At 40.5% G+C, this 21,498-nt stretch carries 16 protein-coding genes and 1 tRNA gene; 5 read left to right on the forward strand and 12 right to left on the reverse strand.

Features of this window, described 5'->3' with window-relative positions; all coding sequences use genetic code 11:
* Positions 1–70 precede the first annotated feature (70 nt).
* The 4 genes from E4T88_RS06770 to E4T88_RS06785 all read right to left on the reverse strand — a co-directional run bounded on the left by E4T88_RS06770 (position 71) and on the right by E4T88_RS06785 (position 6,053).
* Complete coding sequence (locus E4T88_RS06770; protein ID WP_228093791.1) at positions 71–1,852, reverse strand: TonB-dependent receptor; 1,782 nt, start codon at positions 1,850–1,852, stop codon at positions 71–73.
* A gap of 27 nt (positions 1,853–1,879) precedes the next feature.
* A complete protein-coding gene (locus E4T88_RS06775) occupies positions 1,880–4,876 on the reverse strand; it encodes a tetratricopeptide repeat protein (RefSeq protein ID WP_135104713.1) in 2,997 nt (998 codons plus the stop codon).
* Positions 4,873–5,394, reverse strand: coding sequence for an NUDIX domain-containing protein (locus E4T88_RS06780; protein ID WP_135104714.1), 522 nt, complete (start codon positions 5,392–5,394; stop codon positions 4,873–4,875). Before E4T88_RS06780 ends, E4T88_RS06775 begins: the two co-directional genes overlap by 4 nt.
* A gap of 71 nt (positions 5,395–5,465) precedes the next feature.
* Positions 5,466–6,053, reverse strand: coding sequence for a DUF3109 family protein (locus tag E4T88_RS06785; RefSeq protein WP_135104715.1), 588 nt, complete (start codon positions 6,051–6,053; stop codon positions 5,466–5,468).
* Between the two features lie 205 nt (positions 6,054–6,258).
* On the opposite strand from E4T88_RS06785, the gene E4T88_RS06790 reads away from it, so the two are divergent.
* Positions 6,259–6,330, forward strand: a tRNA-Arg gene (locus E4T88_RS06790).
* A gap of 1,159 nt (positions 6,331–7,489) precedes the next feature.
* Here the strand turns inward: E4T88_RS06790 and E4T88_RS06800 are convergent.
* Positions 7,490–7,987, reverse strand: coding sequence for a DUF2628 domain-containing protein (locus E4T88_RS06800; protein ID WP_228093792.1), 498 nt, complete (start codon positions 7,985–7,987; stop codon positions 7,490–7,492).
* A gap of 78 nt (positions 7,988–8,065) precedes the next feature.
* Complete coding sequence (locus E4T88_RS17975) at positions 8,066–8,233, reverse strand: hypothetical protein (protein WP_167755438.1); 168 nt, start codon at positions 8,231–8,233, stop codon at positions 8,066–8,068.
* A 382-nt stretch (positions 8,234–8,615) separates the two neighbouring features.
* On the opposite strand from E4T88_RS17975, the gene E4T88_RS06805 reads away from it, so the two are divergent.
* The 4 genes from E4T88_RS06805 (at position 8,616) to E4T88_RS06820 (ending at position 11,735) form a co-directional block, all read left to right on the forward strand.
* A complete protein-coding gene (locus tag E4T88_RS06805; protein WP_135104717.1) occupies positions 8,616–8,798 on the forward strand; it encodes a hypothetical protein in 183 nt (60 codons plus the stop codon).
* Between the two features lie 211 nt (positions 8,799–9,009).
* Positions 9,010–9,873, forward strand: a complete 864-nt coding sequence (locus E4T88_RS06810; protein WP_135104718.1) for a hypothetical protein — start codon at positions 9,010–9,012, stop codon at positions 9,871–9,873.
* 94 nt (positions 9,874–9,967) lie between these two features.
* On the forward strand, positions 9,968–10,747 hold the full coding sequence (locus E4T88_RS06815; RefSeq protein ID WP_135104719.1) for a 4Fe-4S binding protein: 780 nt from the start codon (positions 9,968–9,970) through the stop codon (positions 10,745–10,747).
* A 7-nt stretch (positions 10,748–10,754) separates the two neighbouring features.
* Positions 10,755–11,735, forward strand: a complete 981-nt coding sequence (locus E4T88_RS06820; protein WP_135104720.1) for a Gfo/Idh/MocA family protein — start codon at positions 10,755–10,757, stop codon at positions 11,733–11,735.
* 11 nt (positions 11,736–11,746) lie between these two features.
* On the opposite strand, the gene E4T88_RS06825 is transcribed toward E4T88_RS06820, so the two are convergent.
* The 6 genes from E4T88_RS06825 to E4T88_RS06850 all read right to left on the reverse strand — a co-directional run bounded on the left by E4T88_RS06825 (position 11,747) and on the right by E4T88_RS06850 (position 20,944).
* Positions 11,747–12,916 carry an MFS transporter gene (locus E4T88_RS06825; RefSeq protein ID WP_135104721.1) on the reverse strand — a complete coding sequence of 390 codons (1,170 nt, stop codon included), beginning with the start codon at positions 12,914–12,916 and terminating at the stop codon, positions 11,747–11,749.
* Positions 12,917–12,987: 71 nt separating this feature from the next.
* Positions 12,988–13,512, reverse strand: coding sequence for an OmpH/Skp family outer membrane protein (locus tag E4T88_RS06830; protein WP_135104722.1), 525 nt, complete (start codon positions 13,510–13,512; stop codon positions 12,988–12,990).
* Between the two features lie 210 nt (positions 13,513–13,722).
* Positions 13,723–16,695 carry a translation initiation factor IF-2 gene (infB, locus tag E4T88_RS06835; protein ID WP_135104723.1) on the reverse strand — a complete coding sequence of 991 codons (2,973 nt, stop codon included), beginning with the start codon at positions 16,693–16,695 and terminating at the stop codon, positions 13,723–13,725.
* Between the two features lie 118 nt (positions 16,696–16,813).
* Complete coding sequence (gene nusA / locus E4T88_RS06840; RefSeq protein ID WP_135104724.1) at positions 16,814–18,070, reverse strand: transcription termination factor NusA; 1,257 nt, start codon at positions 18,068–18,070, stop codon at positions 16,814–16,816.
* A gap of 5 nt (positions 18,071–18,075) precedes the next feature.
* Positions 18,076–18,543: a ribosome assembly cofactor RimP gene (gene rimP / locus E4T88_RS06845; RefSeq protein WP_135104725.1), complete on the reverse strand. Its 468-nt coding sequence runs from the start codon at positions 18,541–18,543 to the stop codon at positions 18,076–18,078.
* A gap of 133 nt (positions 18,544–18,676) precedes the next feature.
* Entirely contained in the window at positions 18,677–20,944 is a 2,268-nt protein-coding gene (locus E4T88_RS06850; protein WP_135104726.1) for a RelA/SpoT family protein, read from the reverse strand.
* Positions 20,945–21,498: the final 554 nt, after the last annotated feature.

Consider the following 21,498-nt stretch of genomic DNA (forward strand, 5'->3'; position numbering starts at 1 on the left):
ACGGAGTGAAACGATCCGTTGCACGAACGGGGTCTCACTCCATTTATGAAGATTAATGTATTTTCTTTTTTTAGAACTTGAGGCTTACACCCGCCATGAAGTTAAAGCCTTGTAGCGGATATCCGTATTGTAACTCATACTTCTGGAAAAGCACGTTGTTCAATCGTCCGTTTACGGCTATATAGTCATTTATCTTATATTCGGCTCTGAAGTTCAGCTCGTTTATATCCTTCATGTTGGCAATTGTCCATGCAGTGGTACTTGCGTTTGAGGCAAGAGCCTTGCGTCCGCCTGCATATAGATAATTCACCGATAGGGTAAGGTTGTTGATTGGATTAACGTCAGCGTTAAACTCGGCAGTGAATGTAGGACGTCCCCAAGGTTTGGTATCAGGCAACGTCTCTGCGTCTATTACTTGCACATACGGTTCATGATATTTTACATTGTAGAAGTAAGCAGTCATACGAGCCGAAAGGTCGGTGTATGGGATCAGGTTGGTTTTCAGCAACCCGCCGATGTGTCCTGTAGAGATGTTAGCATATACAGGGCTTCCAACATTTCCCCATCCTTCTTCTTTATAATAGTTGTATACATAGAGGTGGTCTCTTCTTACGTGCTTGTATCCGGCAAAGAGGTCAAACTCTAAACCACTGACAACACCCGAACGGAATCCGATCTTGGCATCGTAATATGTTTTTGAATATTCGATGCGGGTGCTAGGGTCTGCATAACGGTTTTCTTGCAAAATGTCGAGGAATGTATTGTTGTTCACGCCTCCGCCTACTTCGGCATAAAGCGTGTTTACTTCGTAGAAGCTCACGCTAGCTTTTACATTGGGTGAAATAGCAAAAGCCGTTTTCACGTCAAACAATGCACTCAGGTTTGCTCCTAAATCGGCATTCCAGTTTGCGCCCTGAAACTTGATGTATGGTGTACCCGTAATATTTGTATATCCATGATGCGCATTGGGTAGGTAATCGGTTTTGTTGCTGAACGATTGGTTCAATATCATTCCTTTTATCCCTACTTGCTGATCGGCTCCAAATTCTGTATACAGGTTTAGGTCGGCATTGATAATGCCCCCTTTTACTCCGTCGTCTGCTTTTTGGCGACCATACTTATTTGTGAAATAATTGTAGCTCACATTTCCGTCATACTTGATCGGGCCTTCGTTCTCTTCTCTCGATTTCAGTCCTGCTCCGATCTTAAACACATTTACGCCTTGCTTGCTATCTACATCGAATGGATATACAGCAGACGATGTGATCGGAATAAAGCTGTTTCCATAATAATTGTAAGATGTATTATAGAATGATGCTCCTACCGACAAGACAGAAGGGTCGAACGTGTGTTGATATTTCAGGTTGCCTCCTGCATGCATATACTTGGCTTTTACATCTTTGCGGGCATAGTCGCTACCGTTGATATAGTCTACTGTAGAGCCTGTTGCGCTATATGTACCAAAAAAGTCGAGGCGATCGTTGTCTCCGTTTACAAGTCTGTACCCGAGAGCTCCATCTATATTTCCACCTGTGCCTAAGCCCAATACCGCATAGCCACGTTTCTTGTCGAAGGCTACATCTGTTTTGATGTCACCCGATGCCGAAGCTCCCAGTTTGTTGTTGTCTAATCTGATCTGAGGGGTATTGCTCTCGAACTTGATTTCTTTTGGTTTGATAGTAGGGGCGTAGATATCGGGTTGTGTATTTACTTTCGATGCTTCTTGCATTGTAGGTACATAGTCTCTTTCGAGCATCACCTGACGAGTAATGGTAGAGTCTTTTTGTGCCGAAACTGTCAGGCTTATTATTCCCAGTCCTATGACCAATAATGATTTATATGTTGTTTTCATACGTTTTAATTCTGATTTGTTCATAAGTTATTTTAAAGCTGACAAGCGTTCGTCTATCATTGTTTTTATATCGGCTTCGCTGCCTTTATAATTTGCCTGAAGGCTTTCGAGATACTGACGTGCCGAGAATTTATCACCTTTGGCAACATAAGCATCCGACAATACCACCACCGCACGTGCCATCCAATATTGGTATGGTGTACCTTCTTTCATAAAGGCAAGCACTTGTTTTTCTGCTTTGTCGTACGATTTCCACTTGTAATACATATCTGCCAGTAAGAACTGAGCTTCGGCTCCGAATGCGCTGCGAGTATCTTTGGCTACTGCCTGCAAGTCTGTGGCTGCTTCGTCGTTCTTCTTTAGGTTGATATACGATTTTCCTCTGTAGAATCTGGCTTCGTTGGCTACGGCAGGAGCTGCTTTTGCTCCTTGCAATATTTTGCTTGCGGCAGCTACTACCTCGTTATCTTTTTTCAGAAGATAAGCACAACGCAACATACCCAGTTGGGCAATGTCTTTGTTTTCGGTATTGGATGCCACCATATTCAGGTGCTCGTAAGCGGCATAGGCAGCTTCATAGTTTTTGCGGTCGAACTCTATTCCCGATGCAAACACCAAGGCATTGGCAATGTATTTCGGGTTGTTTGAGTTTATAACTTCGTTGAAGTGGGTGAGTGCTTTATCGAAATCTTTAGCTTCGAATGCCATATCGCCCAGATAGAAGTGTGTATCGCTGGCAAATACCCCGTTAGGATATGCTTGCAGGTATTTGTTGAATGCTATTTTCGACTCATCTTTGCGACCTTTCATATATATGTTTTCGGCAGCCAGATAAGTGAGTGAGTCCTGACGGTTGGACGAAAGGATTGTGCCTTTACCCAACGAGTTGACATATGAAGCATAAGAGCTGATGTCGTTCATATCTTTGTAAACTGCTTCAAGGCTTTCTATGGCAGTACGTGCTTCTTCCGAATTCGGATAGTTGGCAATTACCTGCTTGTAGGCTTCTGCCGACTTGCGAGGGTTGTTGGTGTTGAAGTATAACTGTCCGAGTTGTACTCCGGCTTTTTGTGCCAGATTGGATTTTGGATGGTCTTTGAGCATTTTTTCAAGAACCGAGATTGCTTCCTGTTCTTTGTTTTGCATTACCAATGCACGGCTCTTTTCGTACAGTGCATCGTCTATGTATTGCGAATTCGGATATTTTGCCATCATACTGTTCAGTGCCGTTACTTTTCCCGAATAGTTGCGTTGCAATCCCAATACAAATGCTTTTTGGAATTCAGAATAATCGGCATTCTCAGGGTTTGAAGATACGGCTTGCGCATAGTATCTTTCTGCCTCAGAGAAGTTTCTGTTGTAGAGGTTTATATCCCCGACGCGGTTGAGGGCATCGGAATAGTTTGGCGATTGCTTGCTTCTTTCTGCCGAAATATATTTTTTGAAGTTATTCAAAGCAGAAGAATAAACTTTGTCCTGAAACTGTGCGTAAGCCAAGTTGTATAGAGCAAGCGGATAATTGTTTTGCGAAGGGGAAGCCTGACCAATGTAAGCCGTATAATCTCTGGCTGCAGAGCCATAGTCGGCACTGCGATAGGCTATGTCTCCCCTCCAGAAGTATGCTTCGCTGCGCACTTCGGCATTGTAGCTACCCATATTGATGGTTGCATTGAAATCGTTGGCGGCAAGGTCGTAACGCTTGTCGATGAAGTTTTGAACACCCGACTGGAATAATATAATTTGTTTAGCTTCCAATATCTGACGATCGGGCGACTTGATGCTGTTGATGGCAGCAAGGGCAGTGCTATAGTTTTTGGACGAAAGCAATGTGGAAGCCAGAGCTCCGCTTACTGCACTCGTATATTTCGAATTTGGATACTGAGCAAGGAAACGTTGCGATGCTGTGATAGCTTCGCCAAAAGCACCTCCTCCGTCTCTGTTGCGTATCATTACGTTGTTGTATAATGCACCTTCGCTGATAGAAGGGTCGAACTCGGAGCGTGCGGCAGCTTCAAAAGCCATAACGGCATTCTGTGTGTCGTTTAGTTTCAGATAAGACTGTCCCAGAAGCATCTGTCCTGCTTGTCCCAGTTTGTCGGTTGTAGAAGCTACATCTTTAAGTGCTTCTACGGCATTACCATACGCACCTGTTTGGTAGTATGCTTCTGCCAGTTGATACATATCTTCACGGAAAGGTGTAGATGTAGTGGCACGATATTGTTCATAGTTGCGGATGGCATTCTGTATGTTGCCAAGGCGGTAGTAGCTGCTGCCTAGCAGGCGATATACTTCTCCGATGTTTTTACTGCCCGGATACGACGAGATAAAGTCTTGTCCTTCGCTTATCGTCCCGTTCATATTACCTTGCAGGAACTCACTTTGTATGAGGAAAAATGTTGCATTTTCCTTGTATTCGGGTTTGCTTTTCAGCTTTCGGAATGTAGCGATAGCCTGATCGTATTCTCCTTCCTGAAAATTGGCATAAGCCAGATAGTAGGATGCCGGCTCTGCATATTTTTTACTATTGCGAGACAATAGTCCGAATAGGTTTTTAGCTTCTTTTCTGTCTCCCTTTTGGAGGCTGGCATACGCCATGCGGTAGCTGTAGACTTCTTGCTCGCTTACCGATAGGTAATCGATATCCACTTGTGAAAACCAATGAAGGGCTTTGTTCCAATCTTTTTGTTGAAAATGAATTGATCCTGTAAAGAAACTGATCTGATTGCGGTGATAAGATTCGGGATAATCGTCAAGAAAATCTTTCAAAATTGTTCCGTCACCGGCTTTGCCCTGATAAAATAAGGAGCTGACAATCATATAGTCTGCTTCTTCCATCAGTTTTATATCTTTCGACTGGTTCTTAAATTCCTGTAGTGTATTGATACATCCTACATAGTTATTGTTTAAGAACATTTCTTTGCCTTGCGAAAATAGCCTTCCGGGCAGTTCTGTGTACACTGACTTCTGAGCGTGAGCCAAATGTAAGCCCGATGCAAGGGTGATAACTAATAGCAGTTTTCTCATATTTTCATTATTTTGATTTCCTGTATTACTTCTTTTACCGAACGTAGCCCAAACAGGTCGGGGTTAAGCTCTGATATTTTTATAAATTGAAGGCTGGCGACATCGTCCTCAGCTTTTATGTTCTGCATATCGTCTACTTTGCACAGGTAAACCAGATCGAGGGTATGCACCTCAAACCCTGAATATACATATGTATTGGGGATAGAGAACATATATTTTGCTTGCGAAACATGGAGCCCTGTTTCTTCTTTCACCTCTCGTATAACAGCTTCCTCTCCTGTTTCGTTCATGTCTACAAATCCGCCGGGCAGGTCGAATGTTCCTTTTGCAGGGTCGTGAGCCCGTGTTGCAACCAGCAGCTCATCATTACTGTTGATAATAATGGCTATTGTGGAAGAACTGGGGTTGAAGTAATAAACGAAGCCACAAGTCTCACATCTTTTCGATTTGAAATTATTCTCCACAAAATGGCTCGAACCACATTTTGGGCAAAATTTGAATTGATGTAGTGGATGCATGTTTTGAGTTTAAAGTTATGAGTTTAAGTTATATTGTAAACCGCCGATACAGACCATAAGCTCTTTACAGATTATTGCCATTTGTATCCTGCTTTTTTGTATTCTTCTGCTACCAGAACAAGTTCGTTGTACCAATCTTCTCCGAAACGACGGATAAGCGGTTCTTTCAGAAACTCGTAAACTTTCAATCCTTCCTTCTTACCCAGTAATACAGCCGCTTTGCAGATCGACCACCGATGATAATTAACGGCGGTGAAGTCTTTATATTTTTGCAAGCGGATAGGGTACAGATGGCAGGAGATGGGTTTGTAAAAGTTGGTACGCCCTTCGCGGTATGCTTTTTCGATAGCACATTTGCAGATGCCTTTTTCGTCGTAATAGGTAAACACACAGTCTTTTCCGTTTACGATAGAGGTTACCATGTCTCCATCGTGGTCGCGATATGCTACTCCTTGCTCTTTAATTACTGCTTGAGCAGCGGGCGACAGGTCGTCCCAGACCTCAGATAAGAGGTCTTCTATTATCTTTACTTCGTCTTCTTCGAGAGGTGCACCGGCATCGCCTTCTACGCAGCATTCGCCCATACAGGCTGAGAGGTCGCATAGAAAATTTTCTTCGATTATATCTGATGCGACTATTGCATCGCCAATTTGAAACATTTATTTATTGTTATGTTTTTAAAAAATATTTAGCAAATATAGATGTTTTTATAGCAGCACACAATTGGCTAAAGTCCTATTTCCTGAAAAAACAGGGTTTCTTTAACACTATTTGATTAAATCGCAGAATGTATTTGCCTAATGTCGGAAATTCTCTTATTTTTGCAGTGATTTTATCGGAAACAATAGTGACGATAAGATGTATGGCGCAGTAGTTCAATGGATAGAATAGAAGTTTCCTAAACTTTAGATTCGGGTTCGATTCCCGGCTGTGCTACAGGAGAAGTCGCTGGTGAAGCGGCTTTTGTTGTTTTTAGTAATCTGTTATGATTTTGTCCGATTATAAGGAATAATAAATTCAGAATAACAATTTTAAAATATATCTTAAGGCAAACGGAAAAAGCATAGTGGCAGGCATTATCAAAAAAATAATCCACATTTTTAATTTTCCGTTTAATCTGGATTTAGAGTACTTAGAAATAATTTCATCTAAACTTTTTCTGTATTTTAAGTAATTACAGCTAAATAATAATGAGGATAATAATACAATTAGAAACTTAGATAAGGTTTCTCCTACTGCTAATATTACTGGAGTCAGGAAGTTGACCGATAAAATAATATTTGTAATGAAACTTATCGACAAGATAATGCTGGATATGATTAATATTTGGATAAAGGAAATGGCAGCAGTAGCAGAGAATGCGGATGTATCTCCTTCTTTCCTTTTGTAAATATCATAAAATCTATAAAAAAGATAATCGAACATATATAATTGTTTTATTTCTTGTTAAAGGGAATCTTTTAAGATCATTCAATAAGTCTAAAATATACTATCTAATAAAGGAGATCTTAGGGTTCCTTTAATCAGCCCATATTCAATAATAGAGATAAACAGAATAAATATAGGAAAACTAAACATTATCCAGATTGGTAGCTTATATTTATCTTTTAAATATTTTTTCTTTAATCCTAAATAATAATCTTTTTTTCTTTTAGGTGAGAAGTAAATATAATTGAGAAAAAAAATGACAATGGTAAGAATTGTAACGATTAAAATCTTATTACTTCTGTTCTCCTGTAAAATATTTTTTATAAAATTTAATTCTACAAACAGACTAATAAAATAATACGTGAACAAAAAAAGAGATAGCTCTATTATATATACAATCATAAGCGTATTTGTCATCGCATAATAATCTTTTTTTCTCTTGAAATAATCATAAAATCGAAAAAATATATAATCGAGTAAGCTCATACGTAATAATGTTTGTTTTATTAATCAAATAGATATGCTTTTTAGAGAGTGTTGTATTATATTTTGGTTAACAGAATATTCTCTGTGAAATTAGAAGAAAATTTCATAATATTGATTCTGTATACAATGAATTTTTTCTAAATATTTGATGAGGGGAACAATATTATTTAGTCCAGATTGCTCAAATAGCTTTATGTCCAATAATATATGCTAGTATTGTAAATGTGAGAAGTGAGATAAGAATAAATAAACCAATAAAAGTAAAAACAATATTATAACTTGCTCCTCCTATTCTTCTCAAATAGTCTATCCGGTCATTTAAATTGGGGTAGTTTGCTTGTGCTTTTTGCATTTCTCTAATCGACTTCTTTACATATAAGTAGTTTCCTGTCAATCCAAGAATTAGGGACAATGTAAATATGCTTAATGATATGCCTATAAATATAGCAAGAGATATTCCTATCAATAAAGAAATAGCAAATTCTAAATACATTTTACGGTAAGCTAGCCACAGTATACTAAAAACGAAAGCATAAAGATTAAATATCAACTTTTTTCCATTCTTTATTTTCTCTAAACAGTTTAGATAATAGAAGGAATTATTTCCATAAAAAATAGAATATAGCACCTCCTCTTCAAATTGCTCACCTGTAATTTGAGTTTGCTTGTCTTTCATCATATTTTTTGAAGCCACAACTTAATATTGTACCTATAAAACAATAGGTACAATATCTTACTACAGTAAGTTTTTAAAAAACTACCCTCTATCATTAGAGTTCTCATCCGGATTAATTCTGTTTGTGGCAGCCTTTACCGATTTTTCGGAGCTAGGTACAGGATTTTTGATGTTTTTTACTTTTCGGGCATGTTCGTATCCCTCAAATTTATGTTCTTTGGATTGTGTCTTTGATATATCTTCTTTCATGGTTCAATAAATTTAATGTTCGACATACATAGACTAAACAAAACGAATCGGAATAATGTTCTCGGTTCGTTTATTATCTATCTGTATAAAAACAAAAAGGCTGTCATCACGACAACCAATCTTCAATTTTATAACCTAAAGTCTAATACCATGAAAAATACATTACAAAGATAAATCGTCTTCGATATAATAGCAATACCATATTTATGGTAAATTGTTAAGTTATTGATAAGAAGTAATCTGGCTTTTCTGCGATAATTGATCAAAAAAGGCGGCTAAAGGTGTTAAGATTCTTATTTTCACGCACTATCAAGAAACAATTTGATGTTAAGGGCTGTTCTAAGATAATACAGTTTTAATTGCTAATCTAATAAATACTACCATGCTTAACGATGACGATAAATTGAAAAATAAGTCTATGCTCGATAGCAGGCTGGGAGCCCCTATGAAAAAAGTAGAAGGATTGAGTAGTGACATGAAAAAGGCTGAATCGGAACATCTTCATGCGTTCCGCGGAGATATTACCATAAAAGATAGTAAAGAAGACGATCAAAAAAGGAAATAAAAAAGGCTGTCATCTCGACAACCAATCTCAACTTTTTAACCATAAATCTAATACCATGAAAAACACAGTACAAAGATATATTGTGTTTCTGCTCAATACAATACCATATTTATGGTAAATGATAATCAAAAAGGCTTACTTTCCTTTATCTGAAAAATAAAAAATGTTAACTTTGAAGATAAAAGTAACAAACGCCTAGATATCATAAACTATGAGAAAAATAGTATTCATTCTGCTTACATTCCTATTCCTATATTCGTGTTCCGATGGCAATGATCTTGTTAAAGATGATGGTGATGATTCCGGCAACGGTAATAATTCTTCTTCGGTAAAAATCTCTTTAAAGGCAAAGGCGCAAGAGGCTAATATCCATACTATGATGGAATTTTACTTAGTGCCCGGTGAAGACTGTACAATGCTCGATATAATGGAGAGCTACGACTCTTTGGTTTGGCGTATAGAAGGAGAAAAAGGGCGTCTTAATTTGCTGTCTCATGGCGATAATTGGATGTCTTTAACGAATAAATGGGTACACTCTTTTTATGAAGAGAGCCACGGAAATGTTATCCTTGAGGGTTTTAAGGATGGTAAAGTAGTATTATCCGATTCGGTGAAAATTGATGTATACAATAAACGTGATTTTCTTGGATACAATTGGAAAGATATTACTTCTTCAACACCTCGTACAGGAATAGCAAACATATTGAAACCTGAATTGGAAATTTCTTTTATAGAAAGATATATCGATGGATTACCTTCGTTGTATGTCTATTTTGAGCCTGTTTGGGAAGTTGGTAGAGATGAAAAATTATCAGAGAATTTCTATACTCAGAAGCAAGAGACCTTGATACGAAACTATATTTCGAAGCTATATGGCGATCCGAAGTTCAGTTTCGAAAAAGATGCGGATAAACTTGTAGAATCATATCATAAGATATTTAAACAAGAAGAAGATGCTTACACCCCTAGATATCTTTGGGAAACAAAAACAACCAATATTGCCTTAGTCCAAAAATATGTAGACTGGGGAGACTATCAAGCATATTATATTTATGCCGAACCCAGAAGCAATTGAGAGTCGTATAATCATATAATAAAATAAGACCCATCTCATAAAGGTGGGTTTTGTATTTATTTGTAACTTTAATACCGATTATAAAACTACCGATATGAAAAATATACATCTTATCTATTTTAGTCCTTCCCTGTCTACCCGCAAGATAATCCGCAAGATCGGCAAAGAGATGGGTGCAACGGTTAGAGAACATGACGTTACAATGGGATTTCCCGATACCTTGAACATCGAGAGTCATGATCTTGTCATATTTGGTATTCCCGTTTATGCAGGACGTGTACCTCAACTGGCGGTTAACGCATTTGAGAAGATAAAAGGTGATAAGACTCCCGCCGTGTTGGTATGCGTGTATGGCAACAGAAACTATGACGATGCCCTTCTTGAACTCAAAGATATATCTGAGGCAAATGGCTTTGTGCCCATAGCTGCCGGTGCTTTTATTGCACGCCATTCTATCTTCTCCGATGTCGCTGTGGGGCGTCCCGATAAGGAAGACAAGCAGGAGATTCAAAAATTTGCACAAGAATGTTTCCGATTATATCAATCTTACGACAAAAACAAACAATATAGCTTGCCAGACGTTAAAGGTAATTATCCCTATCGTGAACCAACACAGGGAGGATATGTCCCTACTGGTGATGATAGGTGCGACGATTGCGGAACATGTGTAAGTCAATGTCCCACAAGTGCCATACCAAGGAGTAATCCGAAAGTGACGAATATGGATTTATGTATCCGTTGCGCACGTTGTATTACTCTATGTCCTGAGCATTCGCGTGCGTTTAGAGGCGAATTATACGAAACGGTAAAAGCGAAATTTGCACCGCTTATGGCTGCACGAAAAGAGCCGGAAGTGTATATGTGTAAAATATAAAGGCGATATGAAAAGTGTAAAATGGGGTATAATAGGCGCAGGAGCCGTATGTGAAAGAAAAAGCGGACCTGCATTTTATGAGATAGAGCATTCATGGTTGCGGGCTATTATGCGCCGTGATGCAGAAAAAGCAGCGGATTTTGCTAAGCGTCACGGTGTAAGAAGATATTATACCGATGCCGACCAATTGATCAACGATCCGGAAGTAAATATTGTATATATAGCTACTCCGCCACATTTGCATAAAGAATATGCAATAAGGGTGTTGCAGGCAGGTAAGCCTGTTTATGTAGAGAAACCAATGGCCATGAGTTACGCCGAATGTCTCGAAATAGTAGAAGCGGCGAAGCAGGCCAATCAGAAGTTATTTGTAGCACATTATCGCAGAGCACTGCCTTATTTCCTGAAAGTAAAAGATCTGATCGACAGTCAGGCTATTGGTAAGATTTTAACAGTTAATGTTCGTCTCTTCCGTCCTGCCAGTGCTTCCGATATGGATAAGCAGCAGCAGACGTGGCGGCTAAAACGTGAGATAGCAGGCGAAGGTTATTTTTTCGACCTCGCTCCACATACGCTCGATATACTCGATTTTCTTTTAGGTGAGATCACCGATGCCAAAGGGTATTATAGTAATCTGGGGGGATATTATGACGTTGCAGACACCCTGTCCGCAATTTTACAATTCAAGTCGGGGGCGCAAGGTGTTGCCGAATGGTGTTTTATATCGTCCGAAAAGACGAGAGAAGACACGATAACCATTACGGGAACAGAAGGTTCTATTCGTTTCAGCACTTTCCAGTTTACGCCCATTCTCTTATCATCAACCGATAGAGAGCAGTTCTTTATGCCGGCTCAACCCGATCATATTCAACAACCTCTCATTCAGACGATAGTAGATGAACTCAGAGGATCTTGTACGTGCCCATCTACCGGAGAGACCGCATTAAGGACGGCAAAGGTGATGGATATGATAATAGGGAAGATATAAATTACAGCGATTTATCTGAGCCTCTTTCTCTCAAAGATGACCCGCGAGCAAGCCCAGTATACAACTACACTTACCGCGCACAGTCCCGAAGCAACCATATATAGTGTTTCGAAGGAAAAATATCCTGTGAGGTAACCACCTACCAGCATACCGAGTGCCAGCCCGAGGTCGAACCCGATAAGGTAAGTTGAATTGGCTGTCCCTCGCTGATTATTTTCGGCAAGATTGATATATAGTGTTTGCAGTGCCGGAAACATCATCCCGAATCCCACACCGATAAACAGCCCCGATATGCAGAAGGCATAAATATTATGAACCAGAGCAAATACAAGGAAAGCAATAGCAACGATAGCCATTGCCGATACATTTACCTCATGTATCTTGCCTTTGTCAACCAGTTTTCCCGCAAAGACGCGCGAAGCAATAATACCGCCCGCCCAGAACAGGAAGAAAATCCCCGCATTCGGAATACCTATTCCCTTGCCATACTGCGCAACGAACGGGCCTATCGTACCCCATGCAAAGCAGGGTAGGAGTTGGTTGAGGAATATAGGCCAGCCCTTGATGAGGAAAAAGCGGTCGAACGAAATTTTCTGTCTTTCTACTTTTGTCTTTATCGGTGCTTTTATAAGCGATACGGTGATAATACCCAGTGCTCCCATTGCAATGGCGCACCAAAGCAATACATCAAATCCGGAATGATTGTATATATGGATGGCTATAAAAGGACCGATGGCCATCGCTACATTCATAAATGTACCATAGTAGCCAATACCCTCTGCTCGCCGCTCGGAAGGAACAACATCTATCGCCAGCGTGCTCGACGATACGGTAGATAATCCCCAAGTGATGCCATGTATGAAACGGACAACAATGAACAGCAAGACGGTTGTTGCCCAAAAATAGCCGAAGAATATAAGTACATAGCACGAAAAAGCAATCAGCAGTATCTTCTTGCGGGAATATAAGTCTACGATAAATCCCGAAAAAGGACGTACAAACATCAGTGCAATGGCATACGATGCCAGCACAATACCCGTTTGAGATTGGGGAACGCCCATCTGTTCGGTAATATATAGAGGTATGGATGGCATTAGCAGATTGAATGAGCATGCCATCAGGAAGTTAGCCAAACATACATTGAGATAGCTTAACGACCAAAGTTTTGCTTTTTGTGACATATACGGTGTTGCCTAAAAACAAAATGCTTCCGATAATCAGAAGCATTCATTATACAATTATTTGATAAATCTTACCTGATTCCTAATTTCTGTTTTACTAACAATGTAGCATTAGTAGCATCCGGAGTAACGAATGCTATAGACGGATTGGCAAGATCGTAAATACATACGAATCCGTTTTCGATACCTACCTGATAGATCGCATCCTTTAGTCGCTGGCGTAGAGGTTCTATCAGAGTTTTCTCCTGATTTTGGATATCCTCCTGTGCCACTTTCATAAAATCATTGATTTGACGCTCAAGCTCGTAAAGTTCTTGCATACGGCGCAAACGGATATTTTCCGCCATAGATGTCTGATATGATATGAAGTCAGAATATTTTTTATTATAATCATTCTGCATAACCTTCATCTCTTCCTTATACTTGTTATTCAGGTCGATCAACTGATTCGATGCTTTCACCTTTTCGGGCATGGCTTCGAGCAACTCGTTCGAATTAATAAACGCAATCTGTTGAGCAGTTTGTGCTGCCAGATCTTTCGCAAAAAATAAAGGAAGAATTATAAGGGTAGATATAAGAATAATTTTTTTCATCATGATGATTTGTCGTTTCTGTGTGTGACAATTTTCAAAATCTGACGAAGAAATTTTTGTAATCAACCGCAAAACTGATTGATAGTTGTGTGTTTCGGTGGCATGGTTAGTACCACCGACCTTCAAGGCAAGATTTGCTTGTAACAACTATCAATTGGTTTCTTAGGTTAAATCTTTATTATATTGGATACAAAGGTATACAATAATTTAATATTACAAAGTTTTCTTCACTTCTATTTCTTCAAATGGCTCAATAATGTCGCCAACTTTTATATCATTGTAGTTGTGGATGTTCAAACCGCACTCATATCCCGATGCAACTTCTTTCACATCGTCTTTGAAGCGTTTGAGCGATCCCAGCTCTCCCGAATAGATCACGATACCGTCGCGGATAAGGCGAATCTTGTTTGCACGTTTCAGTTTTCCTTCTTTCACCATACAACCGGCAACTGTTCCCACCTTCGTGATCTTGAACACTTCGCGTACTTCCACATATCCGGTTTGTACTTCTTTGATTTCAGGAGATAACATACCTTCCATCGCCGACTTCACTTCTTCTATAGCATCGTAGATGATAGAATATAAGCGGATTTCAACACCATCCTTATCTGCGGATCTGCGTGCAGCCTGTGACGGACGCACCTGGAATCCGATAACGATAGCGTCTGATGCGGCAGCCAGCGTGATGTCTGATTCCGATATCTGACCTACGGCTTTGTGTATTACATTCACCTGTATCTCTTCTGTCGACAGCCTGATCAGCGAGTCTGCAAGAGCTTCTACCGAACCATCCACGTCACCTTTCACAATCACGTTGAGCTGTTGGAAGTTACCGATAGCAATACGGCGACCTATATCATCGAGCGTAAGTATTTTCTGTGTACGCAGACCTTGTTCGCGTTGTAGCTGTTCACGTTTTGTGGCTATTTCGCGGGCTTCCTGTTCTGTTTCCAGCACATGGAATATATCACCGGCCTGTGGAGCACCATTAAGACCTAGTATGAGTGCAGGAGCGGCTGGCGCAGCTGCATCTGTAGGTTGGTTACGCTCGTTAAACATTGCTTTTACACGACCATAATATGTTCCTGCCAATACGATATCTCCTTTTTTGAGTGTACCGTTTTCTACAAGTACTGTAGACAGGTATCCTCTACCTTTGTCGAGAGACGACTCGATAACCGATCCGGTAGCTCTTCTGTTAGGGTTTGCTTTCAGATCTAGGAGTTCGGCTTCCAATAGTACTTTTTCGAGTAGTTCATCTACGCCGAGACCTTGTTTTGCCGAGATATCTTGCGACTGGTATTTTCCACCCCAGTCTTCTACAAGGTAGTTCATTCCTGCCAGTGTTTCCTTTATCTTTTCAGGATTGGCACTTGGCTTGTCTATTTTGTTGATAGCAAACACGATTGGTACGCCTGCCGCTGCCGCGTGGTTTATTGCTTCCACGGTTTGAGGCATGACGCTGTCGTCGGCTGCTACAATGATAATTGCTATATCTGTTACTTTTGCACCACGTGCACGCATCGCCGTAAAGGCTTCGTGACCCGGAGTATCGAGGAATGTGATACGTCTTCCCGATTTCAGTTTAACGTTGTATGCCCCGATGTGCTGGGTGATTCCCCCTGCTTCGCCGGCAATCACATTTGTTTGGCGTATGGTATCCAGTAGCGATGTTTTACCGTGGTCTACGTGTCCCATTACCGTAACGATAGGAGCACGAGGTTCCATATCTTCCGGATTGTCTTCTTCCTCGTTTATTGCTTCCACTACTTCGGCGCTTACGTATTCGGTTTCGAATCCGAATTCTTCGGCAACGATGTTGATCGTTTCAGCATCTAGTCGTTGGTTGATAGACACCATGATACCGATACTCATACAAGTAGAGATAACTTTTATCACAGGTACATTCATCATGTTGGCGAGGTCGTTGGCGGTTACAAATTCTGTAATCTTCAACACCTTGCTTTCGTGCATCTGTTGTTCGAGTTCCTCCTGTTGTCTTTGAGATACAGCTTCACGCTTCTCTCTTCTATATTTAGCCCCTTTGTTTTTTCCGCCTTTGCTAGTCAAACGCGCCAGGGTTTCTTTTATTTGTTTTTGTACGTCTTCTTCGTTTACGGCATGCTTGATGATAGGCTTGCGTACGCTGCGTTTCGATCTGTCACCTCCGGCATTTGGCTGTTGTTGTCCGCCACCGCCACCTTGAGGTATAGCCCCTTTCTCGATATCGACTTTTCCTTTTTTGATCCGATTGCGTTTTTTCTTCGATGCGTCATCATTGTCATCGTTGATCGCTTTTCGTTTCTTCTCTTCGTCTGTTTCTTTTTTCAACAGGCGAACAGTGTTTTCTTTCACCCTTTTCTGATCTTGCATTTCTTTTTCCAAGCGTTCTTTTTTCTTTTCGGCTTTGGTTTTCTTTGCAGGACGGGTTTTGTCGTTTATCGAACTTAGATCGATAGAGCCTTTTACAACAATGTTTGATTTTATTGTTGCCTTATTCAGCCTGAATATCTTATCTCCCTTTTCTTCTGTTTCCTCATTTGCGGGAGCTGTAGACGTTGGTTGAGGTTTATCCTCTTTTTCTTCGTCTTTCTCAATAATGGCTTTTTCTTCTTTTTGTATAAACACAGGTTCTTCTTTTGGTGTTTTTTCTATAGCCGGTTGCTTTATTTCTTCTTCGGCCTTAGGCTCTTCTTCTACTTTTTCTACAATAGGAGCCGGGGCTTCTGCTACTTCTATTTCTGGGGCTTTTACTTCAGTAACCTCAACCTTTGGTGATTCAACAACTGGAGCCTCCACCTCAGGGGCTTGCTCTTCTTGTTTCACTTCTACTCTTTTTGGTCTGTTCAGAGCATCGAGATCAATCTTATCCACAATCTGCACATGCGGCTTAATGGATTCGGGTATCTCAGTTCTGATCACTTCCGGTTCACTTTGAGCTTTGGCTTCTTCCTCTTCTTTCTTAGCCTGAGCTTTGACAAGCTCTTTCTTTTCTTCTCGTCTGCTTAATAGTGCATCGATGTCGGAGTCTCGTCCGAATTCTTTTACCAGCAATTCGTATTGTTCACTGCCAATTTTAGTATTCGGGTTTGATTCTACATCAAAGCCTTTCTTATGTAGGAATTCAACAAGGCTGCTGATTCCTACATTCAAATCTTTGGATATTTTTATTAATCTTATCGACATATATTTTTTTTAATTCTAAAAATAGACAGTGAACCCAATAAATGCTTCTGAAAACAGATGAGGTTGGCTTTCTCCAAATACAAAAGTATTAAGAAATCAGCTAATCACCAAATAAAGCTTAAGCTTCATCATCAAATTCGGCACGTAAAATATTGAGTACTTCGTCTACAGTGTTTTCTTCAAGGTCGGCTTCCTGTATGAGTTTGTCTCTGTCGGTAGCCAACACGTTTTTAGCTGTAACACAACCAATTTTTTTCAACTGATCGATAACCCATCCGTCGATTTCGTCGCGGAACTCGTCTAAGTAGATATCCTCTTCGTCGAAGTCGTCGATGTCGCGATATACGTCTATCGTGTATCCTGTAAGCATACTGGCCAGCTTGATGTTGAAACCGCCCTTACCGATAGCAAGCGATACTTCTTCGGGACGCAACAATACTTCTGCACGTTTTTCTTCTTCGTTGATCTTCACCGAAGTTATTTTGGCAGGGCTAAGAGCACGTTGTATATACAGGTTCATATTCGACGTATAGTTGATAATGTCGATATTTTCGTTGCGCAACTCTCTCACGATTCCATGTATACGCGATCCTTTCATACCCACGCAGGCACCCACAGGGTCGATGCGCTCGTCGTACGATTCTACGGCTACTTTGGCTCTTTCTCCCGGTATGCGGGCTATGTTTTTTATTGTGATCAGTCCGTCGTTTATTTCAGGAACTTCGAGCTCGAGCAATCTTTCGAGGAATGTCGGTGAAGTTCTTGATAAAATAATCTTCGGATTGTTGTTCTTATTGTCAACTCTTTCTACTACTGCACGAACATGCTCGCCTTTGCGGAAAAAGTCGCTAGGGATCTGCTCTGTTTTAGGTAAAAGAAGTTCTTCTTTTTCGTCATCAAGCAGCAGGATTTCTTTTTTCCATATCTGGTAAACTTCACCCGATACGATTTCGCCTATCTTCTCTTTGTAACGGTTATATAAGCTTTCTTTTTGCAGCTCAAGTATTTTGGATGTCAACGTTTGGCGAAGGTTGAGGATGGCACGACGTCCGAAGTCTTCGAAAAACACCTCGTCTGTCACTTCTTCTCCTACCTCAAAGTCTTCGTCTATCTTTTTGGCTTCCGAAAGTGCAATTTCTGTATTATCATCCTCTAATTGATCGTCTTCTACGATGACACGGTTGCGCCATATCTCAAGGTCTCCTTTGTCGGGGTTGATGATTACGTCATAATTATCATTCGACCCAAACAGTTTTGCTATTACATTGCGGAAAGAGTCTTCGAGCACACTGATCATAGTCATTCTGTCTATGCTCTTCAGTTCTTTAAATTCTGAAAATGTATCAATTAGATTGATAGTTTCTTTCTTAGCCATGGTTGTTATTTAAATCTTATTAAATATTTTGTATGTTTTACGTCTTGATAAACAAAAGAGAAATCTTCATCTACAGCAACTTTCTTTTTCCCTCCATCGGGTTTCACCATCTTGGTAACGGTAATTACAAAAGAATTATCGTCGCACGATTTGAGTACACCCGAAAGTTTTTGTCCTTTCTTCGTCAGCACTTCCACTTCGTTACCAATATTTTTCTTGTACTGGCGTGGTATTTTCAGAGGAGAAGTAATACCTGCCGATCCTACTTCGAGCTCAAAATCTTCCGCATCCCTGTCCAGATGCGATTCTATATTGCGGCTCAATGCAATGCAGTCGTCAATGCTTACTCCTTCGTCGCTGTCTACTTCTACAACAATAGCATTGCCGGGCTTTACCACTACATCTACAAGAAACATTGTTATTCCTTCCAGATATTTCTCTGTGATATCTTTAATGAGTTCTTTTTCTATCATCTTTTTACCAAGTAATAAAAAAAGGAAGCCATAGCCTCCTTCTCTCCCTTTTGTATTTCGGATACAAAATTAGGGAATTTTATTTTTTTTTCCAAATTTTGGAAGCGAATATCTTGATCTTAAGATTTTTTATTTATACAGGTTGAGTATATTCCCCACCGATTTGCTTCCTGTTAACGGCTTTTACTCCCTTTATTTTGGCTAAGCGAGCGCATAATGCCTGCAAGTCGTTCACATCGTGAACGTTTACCACGATTCGCCCTTCAAATACACCGTCGTTGGATTCTATGCTCATATTCTTGATATTCAGCGATCCGGCAGTAATTACTTTCGTGATGTCGTTGAGCATTCCTATGCGGTCGATACCGTTTATGGTGATTGCCGAAATGAACGGAAATTGTGTATAGCTACCCCATTCGAGGTTTACAATTCTGTTGCCGTGGCTGGCTTTTAGCTTGAGCGCTACGGGGCAGTTTATGCTGTGTACTTCTACTTCGTTGTTATCTGTAATATATCCGATCACCTTGTCGCCCGGAATGGGGTTGCAGCAGGTTGGCATTATAAAATTCTTGTTGAAAGAATCTTCTTCGAGGATATATGTTTTTTTAGGATCAATCGGTTCGTTCTCCGATATTTTTGTTTCTGCTTTCCCTATCTTTTTGCCTACATGCAATGCTTGTTTCATGTAGCTGAATATGCCATTGTTAGGGTTTTGCCTTTTTAGGGTCAGCAGTTTTTCTATTTTCTGAGGCAGTGCTATTTCTTGGTTGCCGATAGCATAGAAAAGGTCTTCTTTATTCGTTTTCTGATAATAGTCCATCATTTTGTCGAGGATGGGCTGCGTAATTTCTATCGTTGAGCCTTCGGTGCTTTTGTAAAGCATTTCCTCTCCTTGCTTGGCGATGTCCCTTTTCAGTTTTCGCAGAGCATATTCTACCTTTGTGCGGGCTTTGGCAGTAGTAACGATGCTCAGCCATTCCAGTTTTGGTATCTGCGATTTCGATGTAAGTATTTCTACCTGATCTCCGCTTTTTAGCTTTTCACTCAGCGGAACGAGCTTATGATTTACTTTGGCTCCGATGCAATGGTCTCCGATATCGGAGTGCAGATCGTAAGCAAAGTCTAAAGCTGTGGCTCCCTGCGCCAATGTCCTGATTTCACCTTTTGGGGTGAATACGAATATTTCTTGCGAAAAAAGATTAAGCTTTATTGTATCCAGAAAATCCAATGCATTCGGGCTTGGGCTTTCCAGTATTTCCTGAATGGTTTTGAGCCATTTGTCTAGCTCGGTATCTTCTTCTATTTTGCCTTCTTTGTATTTCCAATGTGCCGCAAATCCTTTTTCGGCTACATCGTCCATGCGACGGCTGCGTATTTGTATTTCTACCCACTGTCCGTCGGGTCCCATTACGGTGAGGTGCAGTGCTTGATAACCGTTGGCTTTAGGGCGGCTTACCCAGTCTCGGATACGATCGGGGCGAAGCTTATAAATATCTGTTATGACGGAATATATATCCCAACATCGCTTTTTCTCGTCTACACCGAGTTCGTTTTCGAAAATGATGCGGACAGCGAATATATCGTATATCTCCTCGAATGGCACACCTTTGGCTTGCATCTTATTCCAGATAGAATATACTGATTTGTCTCGAGCCCTGATTTCGTATTTGAATCCAAGCTCATTCAGTTTTTCTATAACCGGTTGTGCAAAATGCTCGTAGAGGTCTTTTCTGGAGAGGTGTGTTTCTTGAAGTTTGGATGATATTTCCTGATATATTTGTGGGTTTTCCCATTTGAAGCTGAGTTCTTCAAGTTCTGTTTTTATGGCAAATAGTCCTAAGCGATGGGCGAGGGGTGCATAGATAAACATGGTTTCTCCGGCTATCTTGTATTGCTTGGCCGGCGCCATAGACCCCAATGTGCGCATATTATGCAAGCGGTCGGCTATCTTGACCAGAATAACACGGATGTCGTCCGACATGGTAAGCAGCAGCTTTCTGAAGTTCTCGGCCTGTGCCGAAACATTTTCACCAAACATACCACTCGATATCTTTGTAAGCCCGTCTACAATCTGAGCTATTTTCTCACCAAAGAGAACTTTTATATCTTCTACTGTATATTCGGTATCTTCTACCACGTCGTGCAGCAATGCCGCACAGATGGATGTGGAACCAAGCCCTATCTCGCCGCAAACAATGCGTGCGACGGCTATCGGGTGCATAATATATGGCTCTCCCGAACGGCGACGGGCTCCTTTGTGAGCCTCCTTTGCCAAAAGGAAAGCTTTGGTTATAATTTCTACCTTGCGCCTGTGGTTCGTCTTAAGATAATCATCGATCAGACCGTTAAATTCCGACTCGATGGCTAAATCATCATTCGTATGTGTATCCTCTTTACCCATAAATATTCAGTAAGGATACAAAAATAATAAATTCAACGATAATTAACAGCAAGAGTGTTGTAATAAAGTGGTTTTAACAATAATGTTTTATTTCCTTATTAGTTGCCGGCTGTAAGCGTTTCGTCTTTCGTTGGCTGTTGGGCTTTGATATTAGATGCACCTTCGGTTCTACTGTCGGGAAGAATGATTAATAATCGTTGTCCAACCTTTGCTACATTCGATGACAGCTTATTCCAAGTTATGATCTCCTTTTTTGTTACATTATAGCGTGAAGCTATCTGTGTAATGGTTTCTCCAATTCTTACTTTGTGGTATATAATTTTGGATTCGCCTGCCGAGCGGGTTTCTTTAGCAGTGGAGTTGTCATCTTCATCGTCTTCATCGTCTGAAGCTATGCGTACACGAGGAAGCTGAGATTCGTCTCGTTCTGTTCCTACTTTTTTCAGGTAGGTATCGAAGAGTGATGCTGTAAAGGCTGTATCTATTTCTACTGTTGGCAATATTGGCTCACTCAGTTTGTTTTGCACAGCTACTTCTTCTTCTACCTCAATATA

Origin of the sequence: Dysgonomonas mossii, assembly GCF_004569505.1 — a bacterium.
Classification (GTDB): domain Bacteria; phylum Bacteroidota; class Bacteroidia; order Bacteroidales; family Dysgonomonadaceae; genus Dysgonomonas.